Genomic DNA, 20,674 nt, shown 5'->3' with positions numbered 1-20,674 from the left:
CATACTCTCTACCAACCACCAACGGAGAGTTACCCCATGGGTGATTATCACCACGGCGTCCGTGTCCTCGAAATCAACGAAGGCACACGCGTTATTTCCACCGTTTCAACCGCCGTTGTCGGCATGGTCTGCACCGCACCTGATGCGGATGCCAAAACCTTTCCGCTTAACGTGCCAGTACTGATTACTGACGTGCTAGCCGCCGCTGGGAAAGCCGGGAAAAAAGGCACATTAGCGGCGTCGCTGTTAGCCATTGCCGAGCAGACCAAGCCGGTCACCATTGTGGTGCGTGTAGCCACGGGTAAAGATGAGGCCGAAACCACATCAAATATTATCGGCGGGGCAGACGAAAACGGCCGCTATACCGGCATGAAAGCCCTGTTAGACGCCCAGACCGTGACCGGCGTCCGACCACGTATTCTCGGCGTGCCGGGACTGGATAATCTGCCTGTTGCCGCGGCACTGGCGACTGTCTGCCAGCAGTTACGCGCATTCGGTTATATCAGCGCCTTTGGCTGCAAGAACGTGTCCGAAGCGATTCAGTACCGGGAGAATTTTAGCCAGCGTGAACTGATGCTGATTTGGCCGGATTTTATCAGTTGGAATACCACCGCCAACAGCAGCGATATTGCCTACGCTACCGCCCGTGCCTTGGGGCTGCGCGCCAAGATTGACCAACAGATCGGTTGGCACAAAACCCTGTCTAACGTCGGGGTGAACGGCGTCAGCGGTGTCTCGGCCAGCGTCTACTGGGATTTGCAGACCGTCGGCACCGACGCCGACCTGCTTAACCAAGCCTGCGTAACCACTTTAATCCGTAAAGACGGCTTTAAATTCTGGGGTTCCCGCACCTGTTCGGACGACCCGCTGTTTGCCTTTGAGAACTACGCCCGTACCGCGCAGGTGCTGGCCGACACTATCGCCGAAGCGCACCTGTGGGCGGTTGACCGCCCGGTGACACCGTCGCTGGTGCGTGACCTGATTGGCGGCATCAAAGCCAAGTTTCGCGAAATGAAATCTGCCGGGCTGATTATTGACGGCGATTGCTGGTACGACGACAGCGCCAACGACAAAGACACGTTGAAAGCCGGAAAGCTATTTTTAGATTACGACTATACGCCAGTACCACCGTTGGAAGACCTCACTCTGCGCCAGCGTATCACCGATAAATATTTGGTGAGCTTAGGCTCGACGGCCAACAGCTAAGGAACCGAAACATCATGGCATTACCGCGCAAACTGAAATACCTCAACCTGTTTAACGACGGCTTGAGCTACATGGGCGTAGTCAGCTCGGTGACGTTGCCTAAGCTGACTCGCAAGCTGGAAAATTATCGCGGCGGTGGGATGAACGGCTCCGCTCCGGTGGATTTAGGGCTGGATGATGATGCGCTCTCAATGGAGTGGACGGTCGGCGGTCTGCCGGATGAAGCTATTTGGGCGCAGTACGCGACGCCGGGTGCGTCAGATGTTCCATTGCGCTTTGCTGGTTCCTACCAGCGCGACGACACCGGCGAGACGGTGGCGGTAGAAATTGTAATGCGTGGCCGTCACAAAGAAATTGACGGCGGTGATAACAAGCAAGGCGAGAACACCGAAACAAAAATCTCGACTCAATGCACCTACTACAAAATGACCCTTGATGGCAAAGAGCTGATTGAGATTGACGTCGTCAACATGATTGAGAAGGTCAACGGCGTCGATCGTCTGGAGCAGCACCGCAAAAACATCGGTCTGTAATGCTATCTCCGGTCAGATAAATCGCTGGCCGGTCAATCCCTATTTTTGAGAGAAAAATCATGGCTAGAACTAAAAGCAGAGCAACAGAAAAAGTGAATATCGAAAACGAAAATGTAGTTACGCTGGAAAACCCCATTAAGCGCGGCGACACCCTGATTGAAACTATCACTCTGATTAAACCTAACACCGGCACTTTGCGCGGGGTGAGTTTGCAGGATGTAGCAACCTCAGAGGTTAACGCGTTGATTAAGGTGTTGCCGCGCATGACATATCCGTCATTAACCGAGAGCGAAGTGGTTAATTTGGAGTTACCCGACATGATTTTGCTGGCGAGTAAGGTAATTGGTTTTTTGTCGCCGAGCTCGGAACGTTAACCTTTCCACCGCGTTTGTCGGTCGATGATTTGATGGCGGATATCGCGGTGATTTTCCACTGGCCGCCATCAGAGCTTTATTCTCTGAGTTTGTCCGAACTCATTCTCTGGCGTGATAAAGCGCTACAACGAAGCGGAAACACTGATGAGCAATAATCTAAAGTTGCAGGTGCTTCTCAACGTCGTTGATCGAGCTAGCCGCCCGTTTAAAGCGATTCAGGCAGCGAGTAAATCCCTGTCTGGTGATATTCGCACTACGCAGAAAACCCTCAAAGAGTTAAGTACCCAATCCGGGCGCATTGAGGGTTTTCGTAAAACGAGCGCACAGCTAGCGGTGACAAGCCAAGCGTTGCAGAAAGCCAAGCAGGAAGCCGCCGAGCTGGCTATACAGTTTAGAAATACCGAAAGACCGACTCGCGCACAGACTCAGGCGATGGAAGCCGCTAAACGTGTCGCCTCTGAGATGCAACTCAAATACAACGGATTGCGTCAATCGGTGCAGCGCCAGCGCCAAGAACTACAACAGGCGGGAATCAATACTCGTACTTTGTCGAACGATGAGCGTCGGCTTAAAGCATCGATTAATGAGACTACAGCCAGCCTTAACCGTCAGCGCGAGGCACTTGCTCGCAACAGCCAGCAACAGGCCAAACTCAATCGTATTAATCAGCGTTATCAGGGGGGTAAAGCGCTGGCTGGAAATCTTGCTGGAGCAGGGGCTGCCGGTGTCGGTATGGCGACCGCTGGCGTGGTAGCGGGTGCGGCTATCTTGAAGCCCGGTTTTGATTTTGCACAGAAAAACTCTGAGTTACAGGCGGTACTTGGTCTGGAGAAATCCAGCGCCGATATGCAAGCACTGCGTACGCAGGCGCGCCAGCTCGGTGACACCACCGCTGCTTCTGCTGATGATGCCGCCGCCGCTCAAATCATTATCGCCAAATCTGGCGCAGACAAAGAAGGCATTCTGGCCGCAACGCCGGTCACGCTGAATATGTCGCTTGCTAATAAAAAGAGCATGGAAGAAAACGCCACCTTGTTGATGGGGGTTAAGTCTGCGTTTGGTATAAGTAACGACAAAACCGCGCACATTGGTGATGTTATCTCGGCGGCGATGAACAAAACCGCTGCCAACTTTGAGGGCTTAAGCGACACGCTGACCTATGCCGCACCGGTGGCAAAAAATGCCGGTATCAGCGTTGAAGAAACCGCCGCGATGGCGGGAGCGTTAGCAGATGCGAAAATTACCGGCTCAATGGCGGGAACGGGAAGCCGTGCGGTTATCACCCGACTACAGGCACCGGTTGGTAAAGCCCATGATGCGCTCGGCGAGTTAGGGGTTAAAACCGCAGACCGCAAAGGCAATATGCGCCCGTTGTTTACCATTCTCAAAGAAATGCAAAAGAGTTTTGATAAAAACAAGCTCGGCACCGCCCAGCGCGCGGAGTACATGAAAACCATTTTCGGCGAGGAAGCCTCATCTTCTGCCGCCGTGCTGATGGAAGGCGCGGCATCCGGTAAGCTCGACCGCTTGACCAAGATTTTTCAGGAGTCCGATGGCAAGACTGCAGAGCTGGTCAAAATCATGCAAGACAACCTCGGCGGTGATTTCAAACAGTTTCAATCTGCCTATCAGGCGGTTGGGACTGACCTGTTTGATCAGCAGGAAGGTTCGCTGCGCAAACTGACTCAAACTACCACTAAATATGTGCTTCAGCTCGACCAGTGGATACAGAAAAATAAAGGATTATCCGAGACCATTCTTAAGGTTGTCGGCGTGGGTATGGCGGTGATTGGTATGCTCGGCGCGATTGGTCTGGTGGCGTGGCCGGTGGTGATGGGGATTAATGCCATTATTGCCGGGGCGAGTTTGCTTGGTACGGTTTTCACCGCGGTAGCTGGCGGCATTATGACGGCGCTCGGAGCGGTGACATGGCCAATAGTGGCTATCGCGGTGGCTATTGTCGCCGGGGCGTTACTTATCCGTAAATATTGGGAACCGATCAGCGCCTTTTTTGCTGGCGTAGTGGAAGGCCTAAAAGCCGCCTTTTCGCCGGTGGCCGAGTTATTTTCTCCCTTAAAGCCGGTTTTTGACTGGCTGGGGGAAAAGCTACAGGCGGTATGGAAATGGTTTAGTGACCTGATTGCACCGGTCAAATCGACCCAGGAATCCCTAGATAGCTGCCGTAATGCCGGAGTGCTGTTTGGTCAGGCATTGGCTGATGTGCTCACCGCGCCGCTTCAACTATTCAACAAGCTGCGCGAGGGCGTTGATTGGCTATTGGAAAAGCTCGGTCTGATTAAAAGTGAATCGGCTGATATTGATATCAACGCTAGCAAGGTAAACCAGTACGCTACCGCTTCAAACGGGCGCGGTTATTCCCCTAGCGGTGGACTGTTAACAGCCAACTATGCGCCGGTCACGGCAAATGCTGGCGGTTACACCGACCAAAGCCAGAACCATTATCAGCTCGACATTAATGTGCCTCCGGGGCAAAACCGGGAGGATGCCAAAAACATGATCCGCGAAGTGTTGGAGGAGAAAGAACGCCAACGCCGCGCTACTGCTCGCTCGCGTATGAACACTGATTAAGGAGCCACAAACATGATGTTAACCCTCGGGCTGTTTGTGTTTCAGCTCCAGACCTTGCCCTATCAATCGCTACAGCAAAGCCTTGATTATCGCTGGCCGTCCAACAGCCGCGTAGGTCAGCGACCGGCCTATCAGTTTTTGGGGATCGGTGAGGACAAAATCACGCTTTCCGGCGTGTTGTTACCGGAAATTACCGGTGGCGTGTTGTCATTGCTGACGCTGAAAACGATGGCCGAACAGGGCAAAGCGTGGCCGTTGCTCGGTGGGGATGGTGCGATTTATGGCATGTATGCTGTCGCCAGTATCTCGCAAACTCACAGCGTATTTTTTGATGATGGTCGAGCACGGCGTATTGAGTTCAGCATGACGCTCAACCGGGTGGATGAATCACTGAATGCGATGTTTGGCGATTTGCAACAGCAAGCCAGCGATATGCTGCAACAGGCACAGAGTAAGCTCGGAGGTTTATTCTGATGATGATCGGAATGCCTATCGCCGCCGGTGCGGATATTGCCCCGGCGTTTATGCTCACACTCGGCGGCAAAGATATTAGCGCCAATCTTAGCAACCGCTTAATTTCGCTGACCATGACTGACAACCGAGGCTTTGAGGCTGACCAATTGGATATTGAACTGGATGATAGCGACGGTCAGGTGGTGATGCCTGCACGCGGTGCCATATTGTCGCTGTTTCTTGGCTGGAAAGGTTCGGCGCTGATTGGTAAAGGCCAATTTACCGTCGATGAAATTGAGCATCGTGGTGCGCCGGATACGTTAACAGTTCGCGCCCGGAGCGCTGATTTTCGCGGTTCGCTCAATTCGCGCCGCGAAGCTTCTTATCACGACACCACCCTCGGCGCAGTGGTGACGCAAATTGCTGAACGTAACAAGCTCACAGCTGCGCTGGCGAAAGGTCTTGCTGAGATTAAAATCCCTCATATCGACCAATCGCAAGAGTCCGATATTAAGTTTCTCACCCGGCTGGCCGAGCGAAATGGTGCCGAGGTTTCGGTCAAAGCCGGTAAGCTGCTATTTCTCAAAGCGGGGAACAGCGTGACGGCCAGTGGGAAGCCAATTCCAACAATGACCATCGAACGCGCCGACGGCGACCGGCATCAGTTTGCCATTGCCGACCGCAATGCTTACACCGGCGTGACCGCAAGCTGGTTGCATACCAAAGACCCTAAGCCCAAAAAGCAAAAAGTTAAACTCCAGCGCAAAGTTAAAACTCAGCACTTGCGCGCTTTGCAGCATCCGAAAGCCAAACCGATCAAAGCCAAAACAATCAAGCCGCAGGAGGAAAAACAGGGCGAATATCTGGCCGGGGAAGCTGATAACGTGCTGGCCTTAACCACGATTTACGCCACCAAGGCTCAGGCGATGCGCGCCGCACAGGCCAAGTGGGACAAATTGCAACGCGGCGTAGCGGAGTTTTCGATAAACCTAGCAATGGGGCGAGCAGATTTATACCCGGAAACCCCGGTCACAGTACGAGGGTTTAAGAGCGTCATAGATCAGCAGGCGTGGACTATCACTAAAGTGACACACACCCTCGGCGAAAGTGGCTACACGACGGCGCTAGAGCTTGAGGTTAAGCTCTCTGATGTAGAGTATGAAGAAGAGAAGTAAGATGGTGATATAATCATAATTCATTGTTTTAAAAGGACAAATAAACTAAAATCGTTACATCAAACATAGCCAGTTGAGGTGATTAAAATGTTTCATTGTCCACTATGTCGAGAAGCCGCCCATGCTCGTTCCAGTCGCTACCTGAGCGAGAACACAAAGGAACGTTATCATCAGTGCCAAAATATAAACTGCGGCCATACATTCAAGACAATGGAGACATTCGAAAGCTCGATCATGCTGCCCGGCGAAGTTATTCCCGCCATGCCACACCCGGCGCGAAACGGTCAACAAACGCTCTGGATGTAACAAAAACGATAAAGCCCCAAAATGTGGGGCTTTTTTTCGATGTGGCCAATGTGTGGACATTGAATGAAACAAATCCTTTTATTTCATGTTGATAGTGATAAAAAAGCATCACCATCCCTGTCTTTTAGCCCTCCATGATGGAGGGCTTTTTTTTGCCGGTATCCGTTATACTTGCCCCCCTAAGATTCAATTTGGGACAAGTTATGGATCTGCAATATGCGCGGCTGGTTAAAGCTGCGGCCTTATCGGCTACTGCACTAGCATCAATTCTACTGTTAATTAAAATATTTGCCTGGTGGGCGACCGGTTCTGTCAGCGTATTGGCGGCTTTGGTCGATTCACTGGTGGATCTGGCTGCCTCTCTCACTAATCTGTTTGTGGTGCGTTACTCCCTGCAACCAGCGGACGAAGAGCATACCTTTGGTCATGGCAAAGCCGAGTCTTTGGCCGCTTTGGCTCAAAGTATGTTTATTTCTGGCTCCGCTTTATTCCTGTTTTTAACCGGCTTCCAGCATCTCGCCTCGCCGGAACCCTTACAAGATCCCGGTATAGGCGTCGGCGTTACGTTAGTCGCGTTATTCAGTACCCTGATTTTAGTCACATTTCAGCGCTGGGTGGTGCGTAAAACCCAAAGCCAGGCGATACGGGCCGACATGCTACATTATCAATCAGACGTGATGATGAATGGTGCTATTCTTATAGCATTGGCTTTAAGTTGGTACGGTTTTCACCGCGCCGATGCGTTATTTGCGCTGGGTATAGGCGTTTATATTTTATATAGCGCCCTGCGTATGGGCTATGAAGCGGTACAGTCATTGCTTGATAGGGCCTTACCTGATGAAGAACGGCAGGCCATTATTGATACTGTGACTTCCTGGCCGGGAGTGATTGGCGCTCATGATCTACGTACGCGGCAATCCGGGCCGACTCGTTTTATCCAGCTGCATCTGGAGATGGAAGACGATCTACCGTTGATGCAGGCGCATATTTTAGCTGAACAGGTTGAACGCGCGTTGTTACACCGTTTTCCGGGTGCTGATGTGCTTATCCATCAAGATCCTTGCTCGGTAGTGCCAAAAGAGCGCCATGCTCATTGGGAGCTGTAATTTTGCGTTGATTCTTGAAACTGTGTTACAGAATGATGGAAATATTTACCGTTACTTCGTGTGACTTGAATCAATTCAGCATAGTGTTTTTGCTATAATATCCAATATCATGGTCGTAGCGTTGATTTTATGTACTAGTATCGTGCTCATGGCATAATCGGCTAATAAAGAATTCTCAAAAAATCGCATCTACAAGTTCAGAGGTAGTCATGGTAAAGAAAATCGGTGTGCTAACAAGCGGCGGTGACGCGCCAGGTATGAACGCGGCAATTCGTGGGGTGGTTCGCGCTGCTTTGTCTGAAGGGCTGGAAGTTTTCGGTATTTATGATGGTTACCTCGGCTTGTATGAAGATCGCATGGAACAGCTGGATCGCTACAGCGTTTCAGACATGATCAACCGGGGCGGTACTTTCCTGGGTTCTGCGCGTTTCCCTGAGTTCCGCGATCCGGCCATTCGTGCAAAAGCCATTGAGAACATGAAAGCGCGCGGTATCGATGGATTGGTTGTTATCGGCGGCGATGGTTCTTATGCCGGTGCTGATTTACTGCAGGCGGAAGGCGGTATTTCCTGCGTTGGCCTGCCGGGCACCATTGATAACGATGTGGCGGGTACTGACTACACCATCGGTTTCTTCACTGCGTTGGATACTGTGGTTGAGGCCATTGACCGTTTACGTGACACCTCTTCTTCTCATCAACGTATTTCTATCGTTGAAGTGATGGGACGCTACTGTGGCGATTTGACTCTGGCTGCAGCTATCGCCGGTGGTTGTGAGTTTATCGCGATTCCGGAAGTGCCTTTCAATCCGGACGATCTGGTTTGTGAGATCAAAGCCGGTATCGCCAAAGGTAAAAAACATGCCATCGTGGCTATCACCGAAAAACTCTGTGATATCGATGAGTTGGCTAAATATATCGAGAAAGAAACTGGCCGTGAAACCCGTGCAACCGTACTGGGCCACATTCAGCGCGGTGGTTCACCGGTAGCTTATGACCGAATTCTGGCTTCCCGTATGGGTGCTTATGCGGTTGAACTGCTGATGAAAAATGTTGATCAGAGCAAAGGCGGTCTTTGCGTCGGCGTACAGAATGAGAAAATGGTTAACGACCTGATTTCTGTGTGTATCGATCCGAAGAACAAGAAAAGCAAATTCAAAGAAGACTGGTACGACACAGCGAAAAAACTGTTCTAATCCACGTTCCAGGTCTGAAAAAAGCCTCCGCTCGCGGGGGTTTTTTGCATTTTACGGAACGTATATTTCTTAAAGATATAATAGGGTATTTTTTATTCTTTAATCGTTAGCTTAGTTTCTGGCAGGCTTTATCTTATCCAACCTATTGGGGTTGATTATATAAATTCTGGGGAGCGGGCGATGCGCAAATGGGGTGTAGGTTTAACATTAATGCTGGTGGCATCAGGTGCCGTGGCAAAAGATATTCAGTTGTTGAATGTTTCTTACGACCCAACGCGGGAATTCTATCAGGAATATAATCAGGCTTTCAGTAAACACTGGCAGCAGCAAACTGGGGATAAAGTCACGGTACGTCAGTCGCACGGCGGCTCTGGTAAGCAGGCAACCTCAGTTATCAATGGTATTGAAGCCGATGTCGTGACGCTAGCTTTGGCCTACGATGTGGACGCAATCGCTGAACGTGGTCGGATTGATAAGAACTGGATTAAGCGCCTGCCGGATAATTCTGCTCCTTATACTTCAACCATCGTTTTTCTGGTGCGTAAAGGTAATCCCAAGCAAATTCACGATTGGTCAGATTTGGTAAAACCGGGGATTTCCGTGATTACGCCGAATCCGAAAACTTCCGGTGGCGCTCGCTGGAACTATCTGGCGGCCTGGGGCTACGCTCTGGAGCACAACAATAACGATCAGGCGAAGGCGCAGGAATTCGTCAAAACGCTGTATAAAAATGTTGAAGTGCTGGACTCCGGTGCGCGTGGCGCGACAAATACCTTCGTTGAGCGCGGTATTGGCGACGTATTGATTGCCTGGGAGAATGAAGCCCTATTGGCGGTGAATGAATTGGGCAAAGACCAGTTTGATATTGTGACGCCGAGCGTTTCCATTCTGGCTGAGCCGACGGTTTCGGTAGTGGACAAAGTCGTCGATAAACGTGGAACCCGTGAAGTCGCCGATGCTTACCTGAAGTATCTGTATTCGCCAGAAGGCCAGACCATTGCGGCGAAAAACTTCTATCGTCCGCGTGATGCGACAGTAGCGGCCAAATTTTCCAGCGAATTCCCAACATTGAAATTATTTACCATAGATGAGGTTTTCGGCGGGTGGACCAAAGCCCAACAGGTGCATTTTGCTACCGGCGGCGTATTTGACGAGATCAATAAGCGCTAAACGGCATTGAGATTCAGACATAAAAAAACCCCGTTACCGGGGTTTTTGCATTTTTACGTATTTAAACGTGAATTATGCTTTTTTCGCTTTAGCTGCGGCTTTAACGATAACTGCGAAAGCGTCAGCTTTCAGAGATGCGCCGCCAACCAATGCGCCGTCGATGTCCGGCTGAGCGAACAGTTCTGCAGCGTTTTTATCGTTAACAGAACCGCCGTACTGAATAATAACTTGTTCAGCTACTGCAGCATCTTGTTTGGCGATATGGTCACGAATGAATTTGTGAACAGCCTGCGCCTGCGCTGGGGTGGCTGATTTGCCGGTACCGATGGCCCAGATTGGTTCGTAAGCGATAACCGCGCCTTCGAATGCTTTTGCACCCAAAGTGTTCAGCACTGCGTCCAGTTGCTTAGCGCAAACGGCTTCAGTTTGACCCGCTTCGTTCTCTGCGTCAGATTCACCGATGCACAGTACTGGGATCAGGCCAGCGTCTTTCAGTACGCCGAATTTTTTGGCGATGAACTCATCACTTTCGTGGTGATAAGTACGACGCTCGGAGTGACCGATAATGATGTATTTAGCACCGATATCTTTCAGCATTTCTGCTGAAGTTTCGCCGGTAAATGCGCCGGAAAGATTAACATCGACGTTCTGAGCGCCCAGAGCAATACGGCTACCGGAAAGATGGTGTTTAGCCTGGCTCAGATAGATTGCTGGTGGAGCAATGGCAACGCCACAGCCGTCAACATTGCTCAGTTCTTTACGCAGGCCAGCGATCAGCTCGTTAACCATGTGAGTACTACCGTTCAGTTTCCAGTTACCCATAACTAATGGATGACGCATGTTTCTTCCTCCAACCAGGGACGCGAGGGTCAATAATAATGACTGCCGGACCGGCAGTTTACCTGCCCAACAGTATAGAGATGATTAATGGCAATGGCTTTGCTTTTTGTCATTAATTACGCCGAGATTATGGCTCGGATAGTGCCAGCTTAATCGGTTCAATAGCGAAAGTTAGCCCTTTTTCGCCGTTATCTGCCACTACATAGCGGATCGCACCGACAGCATGGCTATGGAAATGGGAGCCTTTTCCCTGCGCTAGCAGTTTGAGTACGTTATCCAGACTTTGCTGTAGCGATAAGGTGGGTTCAAACTGACGCATCAACGCTGCCATATAGCTGATAGCGACCAGCCTTGCAGCTTTCTCTTCATCACCTTTAATCGGTAAATAAGTAATTTGCAGAGTTTTAATTTTACCGGTGCCTTTTTCCAGCGCCGTTGAGGCATAAAGATTTTCATTAATCTTGCTGGCAGCACGGGTCAGATTGCTGCCCTCATCTTTAGCGCTAATGGCCCGAAATTCATTAATAGGTAATGATGGATTGGCCTGGTTGTAGCTTTCGCGAAATTTTACCAGGGTTAAATCAAAAGTCGGTGCCCCTGATAGCAGATAGGGCGCAGTGGGTTGGTTGTTCGGCACCGGAGCGCCGCTATTATCCGTTGGGTCAGCATGAGCTGTGCGGCTAACCGTGGCCATTAGCACTAAAATGGCGAGCACAGCGGCTATGGTATTTCTCATGACTTACGCCGTAGTTAAGGGAGTGTGTGGAAGATTAAAACGGTATTCGGTAGCCGTTGTCAAAAATCCCCGCAAAGATTATTCGTTAAGCTCGGCGTTAGGGTACACTTTGGCGCAATAATTTCGAAGAAATGGAATCGAATCTCTATGACCATTCAGCAATGGTGTTTTTCGTTTAAAGGCCGGATTGGCCGTCGTGATTTTTGGATTTGGATCGGCCTGTGGCTACTGGCCATGGCGACTATTTTTACGCTTGCCGGGCAAGAGATATTGCCGATGCAAACCGCCGCCTTTGCGATTGTTTTTCTGCTGTGGCCAACGGCGGCAGTTGTGGTAAAACGCCTGCACGATCGCAATAAAGTCGGTTGGTGGGCGCTGTTGGTGGTGCTGGCCTGGATGCTGATGGCTGGAAACTGGCAAATGTTGGCGCCGATCTGGCAGTGGGGCGTTGGGCGTTTCATTCCCACGCTGATTATTGTCATGATGCTGATTGATTGCGGCGCATTTCTGGGTCACGAAGGCGATAATCGTTTTGGCCCGGAACCAGATCCGGTGAAGTTTTTGCCTGAGAAAAAACAATAACGGGCTATTTAGATGAAAAAGGGCGCTTAGCGCCCTTTTTTTCGACCAAATTTAACGGCTGATTCGAGTTACCAGTAATGTTCGCTGGTGATATGGCCGGGTTTGCGACGCAGGTGTTTTTTCATTTGACGCTGATCTTTCAACGTCTGTTGCGTATCGCGGACCATCTGCGGGTTGCCGCACAGCATGATGTGATCGCGTTCGCTATCAATCTTCAAACCTACCGCCGCTTCCAGCAGGCCATGTTCAATCAGCGCAGGTACGCGTCCGGTCAGAGAACCGGGGGACTCTTCACGACTGACCACGGTTTGAATTCTCAGTTTGCCATTGTAGCGTTGCTCCAGTTGCTGCATTAGCGGCAGGTAACTGAGATCCTGAGCAAAGCGTGCGGCGTGAACCAGTACCAGATTGTTGAAACGTTCCAAATCGCGACCTTCCTGCAAAATCGACAGATAAGGGCCAATGGCGGTACCCGTCGCTAACATCCACAGGGTGTTGCAGTCAGGGATTTCTTCCAGAACGAAGAAACCTGCGGCTTGTTTGGTCACCATAATTTCATCGTTGACCCGAAGCTGACGTAGGCGAGGGCTGAGTTTCCCTTCCGGAACGTTGACCAAATAGAATTCAAGCTTGTTATCACTGGGAGCATTAACGTAGGAATAGGCTCGCTGTACCCGTTCACCGTGGACATCCAGTGCCAGTTTGGCGTACTGACCGGCAGTAAAGGTATCTATTGGCGCGTCAACCTGAATGCTGAACAAGGCGTTCGTCCAATGTTCAACGTGCGTGATTTTACCACTGACCCATTCAGCCATGCTTACAACTCCCGTTATTCAGATGTGCTCATGATGTAAATAGCGATGGAGGCATTTTATGGGATTTGGCTCGAAACCATTATCGATTAAATGTTATCAGCATAAAGTGTGGGTATTTTTATTAAAATCCAGTTGATGATGTACAGATTAATTTACGTTGCGGTCGTTTTTACTGCCAAAGTACTATTTGCCAAAATCTTACTCTAGCTGGATATAAGTTATGAATTTGATAGCTTATGCGCCATAACTAAAGGTGTACTGCGATTTGCCCGAAATTTTCGCAGGAAAAAGCATGTAATCTGCATTGAGATATTACTTAAGACCATGAGAAAAATAGAGAATTTTCACCTGCTGCTGATGTTAATCATTCTGGTTGCTGTCGGCCAGATGGCCCAGACCATTTATGTCCCGGTGATTGCTGAAATCGCTCAGGATCTTGCCGTACGCCCCGGAGCCGTACAGCGGGTTATGGCTGCATATCTGTTAACCTATGGTGCTTCGCAGTTGATTTACGGGCCTTTATCTGACCGCATTGGTCGCCGTCCAGTTATTCTGGCGGGGATGACGATATTTATGCTCGGTGCGTTAGGCGCTTTGTTCTCTAATAATTTACCGATATTGGTGGCGGCCAGCGCTTTGCAAGGCATGGGCACCGGTGTCGCAGGTGTGATGGCGCGTACCATGCCGCGTGATTTATACGCCGGTACTTCGCTACGTTATGCCAACAGTATGTTGAATATGGGGATTTTGGTCAGCCCGCTATTGGCACCCATTATTGGTGGCGTGTTGGCAAGCTGGTTTGGCTGGCGCGCCTGCTACGCTTTTTTACTCTTATTGTGCAGCGGCGTGGCTTTTTGCATGTTCCGCTGGCTGCCAGAAACGCGCCCTGAACGAGCGGAGAAACCGCGCATGCTGGCCAGTTTCTATACCTTGTTATCTGATCGTTCTTTTAGCTGTTATCTGGTGATGCTGATTGGCGCTCTGGCTGGGATTGCGGTGTTTGAAGCCAGCTCCGGCGTATTAATGGGCGGCGTATTGGGTCTCAGCGGCCTGACGGTCAGTATTCTATTTATCCTGCCAATACCGGCGGCATTTTTCGGGGCTTGGTATGCGGGGCGGGAAGGGCGAACTTTCCATAATTTAATGTGGCACTCAGTGATTAGCTGCCTGCTGGCGGGGCTGATGATGTGGATTCCCGGTTGGTTTGGCATCATGAATATCTGGACGCTGATCATTCCTGCCGCTTTGTTCTTCTTTGGCGCGGGTATGTTATTCCCGCTGGCAACGACCGGGGCGATGGAACCTTTCCCATACCTGGCGGGTGCCGCAGGTGCTTTGGTGGGAGGCTTGCAGAATATCGGCTCCGGCCTGACAACCTGGCTATCGGCGATGTTACCGCAGACCGGGCAGTTTAGTCTTGGGTTGCTGATGTTTGCTATGGCGTTGTTGATTTTGCTGTGCTGGTGGCCGCTATCTCATCGGATGCAGCGCCAGGAACATATGGTTTAGTGACGTTAAGGGCACTTGTGATTCGGTGCCCTTATCATTTTTTTGCTTAGTCGGATGAATTACAGCAGATATTCGTGCAAGGCTTCGTCTTTACGATCGAGGAAGTGAGTAGAGCGAATGCGGCGTATGGTGCGGGATTTACCGCGAATCAACAGGGTTTCCGTGGTGGCCATATTCCCTTTACGATAAATACCTTCCAGCAAATCCCCTTTGGTAATACCGGTCGCTGAGAAGATCACGTTATCGTTACGAGCAATATCGTCCAGACGCAGTACTTTACCCGCCTCGATGCCCATGCTCAGACAGCGCTCCAGCTCTTGCTCTCCTAAACGACGGTTTTCTTCGTTGTCCCCTTTGACTTCATGACGCGGCAACAAACGCCCTTGCATATCGCCGTCCAGTGCGCGAATGACCGCTGCGGAAATAACCCCTTCCGGCGCGCCGCCGACGCAGTACATCACATCCACTTCGCTTTCCGGCATACAGGTTAGGATAGAGGCCGCGACGTCACCGTCAGGAATGGCAAACACTTTGACGCCCATTTGCTGCATTTGGGCAATCACACCGTCGTGGCGTGGCTTAGCCAGCGTAATAACCGTCAGTTCTGATAACGGTTTATTGAGTTTATGGGCGATATTTTTCAGGTTATCAGCCAACGGTAAATTGAGATCAATTGCGCCTTTGGCTCCCGGGCCGACCACCAGTTTTTCCATATACATATCAGGCGCATGTAGGAAGGTGCCCTTATCACCAACCGCCAAAACAGCCAGAGCGTTAGATTGGCCCATTGCGGTCATGCGGGTGCCTTCAATAGGGTCAACGGCGATATCTACCGTATCTCCTTCGCCAGTCCCGACATTTTCGCCGATAAACAGCATCGGGGCTTCATCAATTTCCCCTTCGCCGATCACGATCCGGCCATCGATATTGACCTTGTTGAGCATAATGCGCATAGCTCGTACGGCAGCGCCGTCGGCGGCATTTTTGTCACCCCGACCTAACCATTTGTAGCCCGCCAAGGCGGCGGCTTCGGTTACGCGGGAGAATTCGATGGCTAATTCACGTTTCATGGCTCGACCTGTTAATTGCAGAATGGGAAAACGGATATAGAGCGGGAATTCTATCACACTGGGGCGTGGCGGCAGGGGCGAAGGGATAAAAAACGCGCTGCCGGGGGGAGCGACAGCGCGTGATGGGTCATGCATGTACTCTTTCAAATTACAGCTCTGGCTGCTGCGATGCGAAAGTTGACAATATTAGTCGTGTTCTTCCCAGGCTTGAGCACGGGCCACGGCTTTTTTCCAACCGCTGTAACGGTAGTTACGTTCCGTCGTTTCGATGCTTGGGCGGAATTCCCGCTCAATGGTTGCTTTGCTCTTAACTTCGTCCAGATCGTTCCAGAAACCGATGGCTAAACCAGCGAGGAAAGCGGCACCCAATGCGGTGCTTTCACGTACGGCAGGACGTTCAACGCGAGTGCCCAGAATATCTGCCTGGAACTGCATCAGGAAGTTATTGGCTACCGCACCGCCGTCTACGCGCAGGGATTGTAGGCGTGTATTGGCATCGGCCTGCATCGCATCCAGCACGTCGCGAGTTTGATAAGCGATGGATTCCAGCGTTGCGCGAATAATGTGGTTGCTGTTCGCGCCGCGAGTCAGACCGAAGATTGCGCCACGGGCATACGGATCCCAGTAAGGCGCGCCCAGTCCAGTGAAGGCTGGCACGACGTAAACGCCGTTGCTGTCTTTCACTTTGGTAGCGAAGTATTCGGAATCGGCGGCATCGCTGATCAGTTTCAATTCGTCACGCAGCCATTGAATGGAAGCCCCGCCGATAAACACCGCCCCTTCTAACGCATAGTTCACTTCGCCGCGTGGGCCGCAGGCGATAGTGGTTAACAGGCCGTGATTGGAGCGTACCGCCTCTTTGCCGGTGTTCATCAGCAAGAAGCAGCCGGTACCATAGGTATTCTTCGCCATACCAGGTTGAACGCACAGCTGGCCATACAGCGCGGCCTGCTGATCACCCGCGATACCGGCGATTGGAATACGAGTACCGCCTTTACCACCGATGTTGGTTTGCCCATAAATCTCAGAAGAAGAACGCACTTTTGGCAGCATGGCGCGCGGAATATCCAGCACTTCCAGCATGCGCTCATCCCAATCCAACTGATGAATGTTGAACATCATGGTACGAGATGCGTTGGTGAAATCCGTGACGTGTACCCGTCCTTGGGTCATCTTCCACACTAACCATGTGTCCACGGTACCGAATAATAGTTCGCCGCGTTTGGCGCGTTCACGAGCGCCTTCCACGTGATCCAGAATCCATTTCACCTTAGTGCCGGAGAAATAGGGATCAACCACCAGGCCGGTATTGTGGCGGATATACTCTTCCAGCCCGTCTTTTTTCAGTTTTTCGCAGATTTCTGCGGTGCGACGACACTGCCAGACAATGGCGTTATAAATTGGCTTACCGGTTTCTTTTTCCCATACGATGGTGGTTTCACGCTGGTTGGTGATACCGATACCGGCGATTTGATCGGAGCGAATATCGGCTTTTGCCAGCACTTCTACCAGAGTTGAGCTTTGCGTAGCCCAGATTTCCATTGGGTCGTGTTCAACCCAGCCGGCTTTTGGATAAATTTGGGTAAATTCCCGTTGGGAAACGCTCACGATGTTGGCGTCATGATCCAGCACAACGGCGCGGGAGCTGGTGGTGCCTTGGTCGAGAGCAACGATGTATTTTTTTTCAGTATTATTTTCTGTTGTCATAATAATAAGCCTGCTTTAGTTACCGTTTATTCCAGTGTCTGGATTACGCTTTACGTTCGGTGGTGCTGGTGGAAGCATCTTCTTCCACAACGCAGACGTCACATGGCAAATGGCGGCCAATCAGTGCGCGGTAGCCGAATGCACCTAATAATGCGCCTACTATAGGTCCGAAAATCGGTACCAGGAAGTAAGGAATATCACGCCCGCCCGTGAAGGCGATATCGCCCCAGCCAGCCAGATAAGCAAATACCTTAGGGCCGAAATCACGAGCCGGGTTCAACGCAAAGCCAGTCAATGGCCCCATCGAGGCACCAATAACCGCAATCAGGATACCAATCAGCAGGGGAGCCAGCGGGCCGCGTGGAATGCCGTTACCGTCGTCGGTCAACGCCAGAATCAGGCACATCAGAATGGCGGTAATCACGGTTTCAACCAGGAAAGCTTGGAAAACGGTGATGTGGGCATTTGGGTAAGTAGAGAAAATTCCTGCCAGATTCAGGCTTTCGCTACTGCCGCGTACCACTTGGTGGGTTTGTTCGAAATCAACAAACAGGCCGTAGTACAGGCCGTAGACCAGAGCCGCGCCGCAGAATGCGCCAACAACCTGAGCCACAATATAAGGAAGGACTTTTTTGCGATCAAAACAGGCAAACAGCCACAGAGCGATAGTGACGGCGGGGTTAAGGTGCGCCCCTGAAATGGCTGCCGTTAGATAAATGGCCATGGCGACGCCTAGACCCCAGATAATACTGATTTCCCATTGGCCGAAACTTGCACCGGCTAATTTTAATGCGGCAACACAGCCAACGCCAAAAAATATCAGCAAAGCGGTGCCAAGAAATTCCGCAATGCACTGGCCTTTTAGGGTCGGACTTGATGTTTGGCTCATAGTGATGTCCTACAGACAGAGAGTTATAGGGTATTTATTGTTTTTTCCCCAAATTCATCCTTGGGGTTTATGTGAATTTATCGTTAACGAGCACAAACGAGAAATAGCGAAATCGAAATCTGTGTGCCTTGTCATAAAAATGAGCGAATTCGCGTAACGCGTGGGTGTTAGTGCTTTCTGAAAGTGTGATCAGACCAGTGCTTTTACTTTCCATTGTTGTAAATATGTAAAATATGACGCGATAACAGGCCGCAGGTTTTCAGCATTTGCTGATAGTGGCGCTAGGTAAATTGCGAGAGACTGTGCTTTGTGCCGGTATGTCGCTAGACAGGGGGAGACAGGCTACATACAATCGTTTTAATCAAGCTGCGCCGCTGTTTACGGGGGCGCGTTAAAATACAGCGCTTGTTACCGAGTTCGATGAATATATAGCGCGATGGATATTCGCAGTGGTTGCATCTTCAAAATGCGACCGCTACCAATAGATGTACGCCTTGCGATCATGAGGGGACTAAAGAATGTCATTTGAAGTATTTGAGAAACTGGAAGGTAAAGTTCAGCAGGCGATTGATACCATCACTTTGTTGCAGATGGAAATTGAAGAGCTGAAAGAAAAAAACAACACCCTGTCCCAAGAGGTTCAGGACGCAGCGGGTAACCGTGAAGCGTTAGTGCGTGAAAATGAGCAGCTAAAGCAAGAACAGCACGTATGGCAGGATCGTCTGCGCGCACTGCTGGGTAAAATGGAAGAGGTCTGAGGTTATTCTCGGCATCCATAGCGCTGGCAACCGATTAAGCGCAAAAGCAAAAGGGCGATATTTATATCGCCCTTTCTTATAGAATTCGTTTGGTATAACCGAGTCGGTGTTATTCGATATCCAGCGGATCTTCCGACAGAATAATCCCTGTATTATCAGCATACAGATGATCGCCGGAGAAGAAAGTTACGCCGCCGAAGTTCACGCGAATATCGCTTTCGCCGATGCCTTCGCTAGCAGCACCTACCGGAATAGCAGCCATAGCCTGAATGCCAATGTCCAGTTCGGCCAGATCGTCTACCTGACGGACGGCACCGTAAACCACAATGCCTTCCCATTCATTCGCGGCCGCCAAGCTAGCCAATTCTGCGTTGACCAGCGCTCGGCGCACTGAACCACCTCCGTCAACGACCAGCACGCGTCCACGCCCGTTCTCCTCAAGTAGGTCAAAGAGTAACCCGTTGTCTTCGAAGCATTTTACGGTCGTGATTTGGCCACCAAATGAAGTACGTCCGCCAAAATTGGAGAACAGAGGTTCTACCACATTTATCTCTTCATGATAGATGTCACAGAGTTCGGAAGTATCATATTTCATAGGATTAATGTCTGGTTGCGGCTGGGATAGTCAGTATATCCCTTTCTGGCTACTGTTGGCAAAATCATCAATTGTTAAATTCTGCCAATCCGCAGGGTTTTCTGGGAATTGGCAGAAAAAGGCGCGTTAGTTAAATACCAGACCAACGGCAAACAGGATATTGGTGAGCAGCGCAGCTTTTACCATATGTTCCAGCATCGGACGCATGCCTGCGGCGGTTGGCTCGCGCAGTACATAAATCGCGTGTTTTACCAGTAGCGGAATAGCCAGAACAAAGATCCAGCCGGTCCAGCGGTGCAGATAAAGCAGGCTAAACAACGCCAGACAGGCAATCGCGGCGGTGATTAATACGGCGTGATAATAACGGGCGCGCTGTGGGCCCAAACGCACGGCGAGGGTATTTTTGCCGTTGGCCGCATCGCTTTCGATATCGCGCAGATTATTAATGTTTAACACCGCAGTGGCCAATAAACCGCAGGCGGTAGCCGGTAGCATCACCAGACTGTCAAAATGGCCCGATTGCAGATAATAGGTACCGGCCACGCTTAGCCAGCCGAAGAACATTAGTACCGAAATGTCCCCCAAACCCATATAACCGTAAGGTTTACTACCAATGGTGTAGGTGATGGCGGCGACAATCGCCATCAAGCCGAGTACCAGAAAGCCCAGAATATCGCTCGGTTTTTCACAGGCAACGGCAATCAGCGCTACGCCGGAAATAATGGTGAGAATAACGGTGAGAATCAGCGCTTTCTTCATCTGCTCGCGGGTTATGATGCCTTTTTGCATTCCGCGCAGTGGCCCGATGCGTTCTTCGGTATCACTACCTTTCACCGCGTCGCCGTAGTCATTGGCCAGATTAGATAAAATTTGCAGCATACCGGCAGTAATCAAGGCCAGTAGCGCTACCGCAGGTTTAAAACTGTCGAGCCAATAAGCCAGGGCGGAGCCGGTAACAATAGAGGCAAAAGCCAGTGGTAAAGTCCGTGGCCGCAGGCTTTCTAGCCAGGCTTGAGCTTGGCTGGTAGAAGTTGATGAGCTCATAATTCGCTTCGGTCTGTGTGAGTC

22 protein-coding genes are annotated in these 20,674 nt (G+C 50.8%); 14 read left to right on the top strand and 8 right to left on the bottom strand.

The window, feature by feature from the left end; all coding sequences use genetic code 11:
- The first annotated feature begins 36 nt into the window (after positions 1-36).
- The 11 genes from ACQ4OC_RS12045 to ACQ4OC_RS11995 all read left to right on the top strand — a co-directional run bounded on the left by ACQ4OC_RS12045 (position 37) and on the right by ACQ4OC_RS11995 (position 10,105).
- Positions 37-1,206: a phage tail sheath protein gene (locus ACQ4OC_RS12045; RefSeq protein ID WP_430971193.1), complete on the top strand. Its 1,170-nt coding sequence runs from the start codon at positions 37-39 to the stop codon at positions 1,204-1,206.
- A gap of 14 nt (positions 1,207-1,220) precedes the next feature.
- The gene (locus ACQ4OC_RS12040) at positions 1,221-1,739 is read left to right on the top strand and encodes a phage major tail tube protein (RefSeq protein ID WP_042526575.1); all 519 of its coding nucleotides are present in this window, start codon (positions 1,221-1,223) and stop codon (positions 1,737-1,739) included.
- 98 nt (positions 1,740-1,837) lie between these two features.
- Positions 1,838-2,113, top strand: coding sequence for a phage tail assembly protein (locus ACQ4OC_RS12035; RefSeq protein WP_162975234.1), 276 nt, complete (start codon positions 1,838-1,840; stop codon positions 2,111-2,113).
- Between the two features lie 32 nt (positions 2,114-2,145).
- Positions 2,146-2,268 (top strand): GpE family phage tail protein, encoded by a 123-nt coding sequence (locus ACQ4OC_RS12030; RefSeq protein WP_120806890.1) that lies wholly within the window; start codon positions 2,146-2,148, stop codon positions 2,266-2,268.
- Complete coding sequence (locus ACQ4OC_RS12025; RefSeq protein WP_120806889.1) at positions 2,258-4,702, top strand: phage tail tape measure protein; 2,445 nt, start codon at positions 2,258-2,260, stop codon at positions 4,700-4,702. The genes ACQ4OC_RS12030 and ACQ4OC_RS12025 overlap by 11 nt, the downstream gene beginning before the upstream one ends.
- Positions 4,703-4,714: 12 nt before the next feature.
- Complete coding sequence (locus ACQ4OC_RS12020) at positions 4,715-5,176, top strand: phage tail protein (RefSeq protein ID WP_120806888.1); 462 nt, start codon at positions 4,715-4,717, stop codon at positions 5,174-5,176.
- Positions 5,176-6,330, top strand: a complete 1,155-nt coding sequence (locus ACQ4OC_RS12015; protein WP_120806887.1) for a phage late control D family protein — start codon at positions 5,176-5,178, stop codon at positions 6,328-6,330. The genes ACQ4OC_RS12020 and ACQ4OC_RS12015 overlap by 1 nt, the downstream gene beginning before the upstream one ends.
- A gap of 87 nt (positions 6,331-6,417) precedes the next feature.
- On the top strand, positions 6,418-6,636 hold the full coding sequence (locus tag ACQ4OC_RS12010) for a DNA-binding transcriptional regulator (protein ID WP_071840401.1): 219 nt from the start codon (positions 6,418-6,420) through the stop codon (positions 6,634-6,636).
- 203 nt (positions 6,637-6,839) lie between these two features.
- A complete protein-coding gene (gene fieF / locus ACQ4OC_RS12005) occupies positions 6,840-7,742 on the top strand; it encodes a CDF family cation-efflux transporter FieF (protein ID WP_064514568.1) in 903 nt (300 codons plus the stop codon).
- Positions 7,743-7,951: 209 nt separating this feature from the next.
- Entirely contained in the window at positions 7,952-8,935 is a 984-nt protein-coding gene (pfkA, locus tag ACQ4OC_RS12000) for a 6-phosphofructokinase (protein ID WP_064514565.1), read from the top strand.
- Between the two features lie 180 nt (positions 8,936-9,115).
- Positions 9,116-10,105 carry a sulfate ABC transporter substrate-binding protein gene (locus ACQ4OC_RS11995; RefSeq protein ID WP_064514563.1) on the top strand — a complete coding sequence of 330 codons (990 nt, stop codon included), beginning with the start codon at positions 9,116-9,118 and terminating at the stop codon, positions 10,103-10,105.
- Between the two features lie 72 nt (positions 10,106-10,177).
- On the opposite strand, the gene tpiA is transcribed toward ACQ4OC_RS11995, so the two are convergent.
- Positions 10,178-10,945, bottom strand: coding sequence for a triose-phosphate isomerase (gene tpiA / locus ACQ4OC_RS11990; protein WP_064514561.1), 768 nt, complete (start codon positions 10,943-10,945; stop codon positions 10,178-10,180).
- 127 nt (positions 10,946-11,072) lie between these two features.
- Entirely contained in the window at positions 11,073-11,681 is a 609-nt protein-coding gene (locus tag ACQ4OC_RS11985; protein ID WP_064514559.1) for a DUF1454 family protein, read from the bottom strand.
- A 147-nt stretch (positions 11,682-11,828) separates the two neighbouring features.
- On the opposite strand from ACQ4OC_RS11985, the gene ACQ4OC_RS11980 reads away from it, so the two are divergent.
- A complete protein-coding gene (locus tag ACQ4OC_RS11980) occupies positions 11,829-12,263 on the top strand; it encodes a DUF805 domain-containing protein (RefSeq protein WP_064514554.1) in 435 nt (144 codons plus the stop codon).
- Positions 12,264-12,331: 68 nt separating this feature from the next.
- Here the strand turns inward: ACQ4OC_RS11980 and fpr are convergent, their stop codons facing one another.
- Positions 12,332-13,078 (bottom strand): ferredoxin--NADP(+) reductase, encoded by a 747-nt coding sequence (gene fpr, locus ACQ4OC_RS11975; protein ID WP_064514552.1) that lies wholly within the window; start codon positions 13,076-13,078, stop codon positions 12,332-12,334.
- A 324-nt stretch (positions 13,079-13,402) separates the two neighbouring features.
- Here fpr and emrD point away from each other — a divergent pair, with 324 nt between their 5' ends.
- Positions 13,403-14,587: a multidrug efflux MFS transporter EmrD gene (gene emrD / locus ACQ4OC_RS11970; RefSeq protein ID WP_430971192.1), complete on the top strand. Its 1,185-nt coding sequence runs from the start codon at positions 13,403-13,405 to the stop codon at positions 14,585-14,587.
- 59 nt (positions 14,588-14,646) lie between these two features.
- Here the strand turns inward: emrD and glpX are convergent, their stop codons facing one another.
- The 3 genes from glpX to ACQ4OC_RS11955 all read right to left on the bottom strand — a co-directional run bounded on the left by glpX (position 14,647) and on the right by ACQ4OC_RS11955 (position 18,253).
- On the bottom strand, positions 14,647-15,657 hold the full coding sequence (glpX, locus tag ACQ4OC_RS11965; RefSeq protein WP_120806894.1) for a class II fructose-bisphosphatase: 1,011 nt from the start codon (positions 15,655-15,657) through the stop codon (positions 14,647-14,649).
- Between the two features lie 186 nt (positions 15,658-15,843).
- Positions 15,844-17,364, bottom strand: a complete 1,521-nt coding sequence (gene glpK / locus ACQ4OC_RS11960) for a glycerol kinase GlpK (protein ID WP_049601565.1) — start codon at positions 17,362-17,364, stop codon at positions 15,844-15,846.
- Between the two features lie 43 nt (positions 17,365-17,407).
- On the bottom strand, positions 17,408-18,253 hold the full coding sequence (locus ACQ4OC_RS11955; RefSeq protein ID WP_120806884.1) for an MIP/aquaporin family protein: 846 nt from the start codon (positions 18,251-18,253) through the stop codon (positions 17,408-17,410).
- Between the two features lie 518 nt (positions 18,254-18,771).
- Between ACQ4OC_RS11955 and zapB the strand changes: the two genes are divergently transcribed.
- Positions 18,772-19,011 (top strand): septal ring assembly protein ZapB, encoded by a 240-nt coding sequence (gene zapB, locus ACQ4OC_RS11950; RefSeq protein WP_049601572.1) that lies wholly within the window; start codon positions 18,772-18,774, stop codon positions 19,009-19,011.
- 109 nt (positions 19,012-19,120) lie between these two features.
- Here the strand turns inward: zapB and rraA are convergent, their stop codons facing one another.
- Together rraA and ACQ4OC_RS11940 are read right to left on the bottom strand one after the other, a co-directional pair.
- Entirely contained in the window at positions 19,121-19,606 is a 486-nt protein-coding gene (gene rraA / locus ACQ4OC_RS11945; protein WP_064514546.1) for a ribonuclease E activity regulator RraA, read from the bottom strand.
- A gap of 126 nt (positions 19,607-19,732) precedes the next feature.
- Positions 19,733-20,650, bottom strand: a complete 918-nt coding sequence (locus tag ACQ4OC_RS11940; protein WP_064514545.1) for a 1,4-dihydroxy-2-naphthoate polyprenyltransferase — start codon at positions 20,648-20,650, stop codon at positions 19,733-19,735.
- Between the last annotated feature and the right edge of the window lie 24 nt (positions 20,651-20,674).

Origin of the sequence: Yersinia sp. J1, from assembly GCF_050586585.1 — a bacterium.
GTDB lineage: Bacteria > Pseudomonadota > Gammaproteobacteria > Enterobacterales > Enterobacteriaceae > Yersinia > Yersinia entomophaga.
The sequence above is the reverse complement of the archived record's forward strand: the minus strand, read 5'-3'. Positions and strand labels throughout refer to the sequence as shown.

Excerpts from the sequence above, each read along its gene's own strand:
- ACQ4OC_RS12045 (WP_430971193.1), top strand. The coding sequence starts at position 37 with ATGGGTGATTATCACCACGGCGTCCGTGTCCTCGAAATCAACGAAGGC.
- ACQ4OC_RS12040 (WP_042526575.1), top strand. The coding sequence starts at position 1,221 with ATGGCATTACCGCGCAAACTGAAATACCTCAACCTGTTTAACGACGGC.
- ACQ4OC_RS12030 (WP_120806890.1), top strand. The coding sequence starts at position 2,146 with ATGGCGGATATCGCGGTGATTTTCCACTGGCCGCCATCAGAGCTTTAT.
- ACQ4OC_RS12025 (WP_120806889.1), top strand. The coding sequence starts at position 2,258 with ATGAGCAATAATCTAAAGTTGCAGGTGCTTCTCAACGTCGTTGATCGA.
- ACQ4OC_RS12020 (WP_120806888.1), top strand. The coding sequence starts at position 4,715 with ATGATGTTAACCCTCGGGCTGTTTGTGTTTCAGCTCCAGACCTTGCCC.
- ACQ4OC_RS12015 (WP_120806887.1), top strand. The coding sequence starts at position 5,176 with ATGATGATCGGAATGCCTATCGCCGCCGGTGCGGATATTGCCCCGGCG.
- ACQ4OC_RS12010 (WP_071840401.1), top strand. The coding sequence starts at position 6,418 with ATGTTTCATTGTCCACTATGTCGAGAAGCCGCCCATGCTCGTTCCAGT.
- fieF (WP_064514568.1), top strand. The coding sequence starts at position 6,840 with ATGGATCTGCAATATGCGCGGCTGGTTAAAGCTGCGGCCTTATCGGCT.
- pfkA (WP_064514565.1), top strand. The coding sequence starts at position 7,952 with ATGGTAAAGAAAATCGGTGTGCTAACAAGCGGCGGTGACGCGCCAGGT.
- ACQ4OC_RS11995 (WP_064514563.1), top strand. The coding sequence starts at position 9,116 with ATGCGCAAATGGGGTGTAGGTTTAACATTAATGCTGGTGGCATCAGGT.
- tpiA (WP_064514561.1), bottom strand. The coding sequence starts at position 10,945 with ATGCGTCATCCATTAGTTATGGGTAACTGGAAACTGAACGGTAGTACT.
- ACQ4OC_RS11985 (WP_064514559.1), bottom strand. The coding sequence starts at position 11,681 with ATGAGAAATACCATAGCCGCTGTGCTCGCCATTTTAGTGCTAATGGCC.
- ACQ4OC_RS11980 (WP_064514554.1), top strand. The coding sequence starts at position 11,829 with ATGACCATTCAGCAATGGTGTTTTTCGTTTAAAGGCCGGATTGGCCGT.
- fpr (WP_064514552.1), bottom strand. The coding sequence starts at position 13,078 with ATGGCTGAATGGGTCAGTGGTAAAATCACGCACGTTGAACATTGGACG.
- emrD (WP_430971192.1), top strand. The coding sequence starts at position 13,403 with ATGAGAAAAATAGAGAATTTTCACCTGCTGCTGATGTTAATCATTCTG.
- glpX (WP_120806894.1), bottom strand. The coding sequence starts at position 15,657 with ATGAAACGTGAATTAGCCATCGAATTCTCCCGCGTAACCGAAGCCGCC.
- glpK (WP_049601565.1), bottom strand. The coding sequence starts at position 17,364 with ATGACAACAGAAAATAATACTGAAAAAAAATACATCGTTGCTCTCGAC.
- ACQ4OC_RS11955 (WP_120806884.1), bottom strand. The coding sequence starts at position 18,253 with ATGAGCCAAACATCAAGTCCGACCCTAAAAGGCCAGTGCATTGCGGAA.
- zapB (WP_049601572.1), top strand. The coding sequence starts at position 18,772 with ATGTCATTTGAAGTATTTGAGAAACTGGAAGGTAAAGTTCAGCAGGCG.
- rraA (WP_064514546.1), bottom strand. The coding sequence starts at position 19,606 with ATGAAATATGATACTTCCGAACTCTGTGACATCTATCATGAAGAGATA.
- ACQ4OC_RS11940 (WP_064514545.1), bottom strand. The coding sequence starts at position 20,650 with ATGAGCTCATCAACTTCTACCAGCCAAGCTCAAGCCTGGCTAGAAAGC.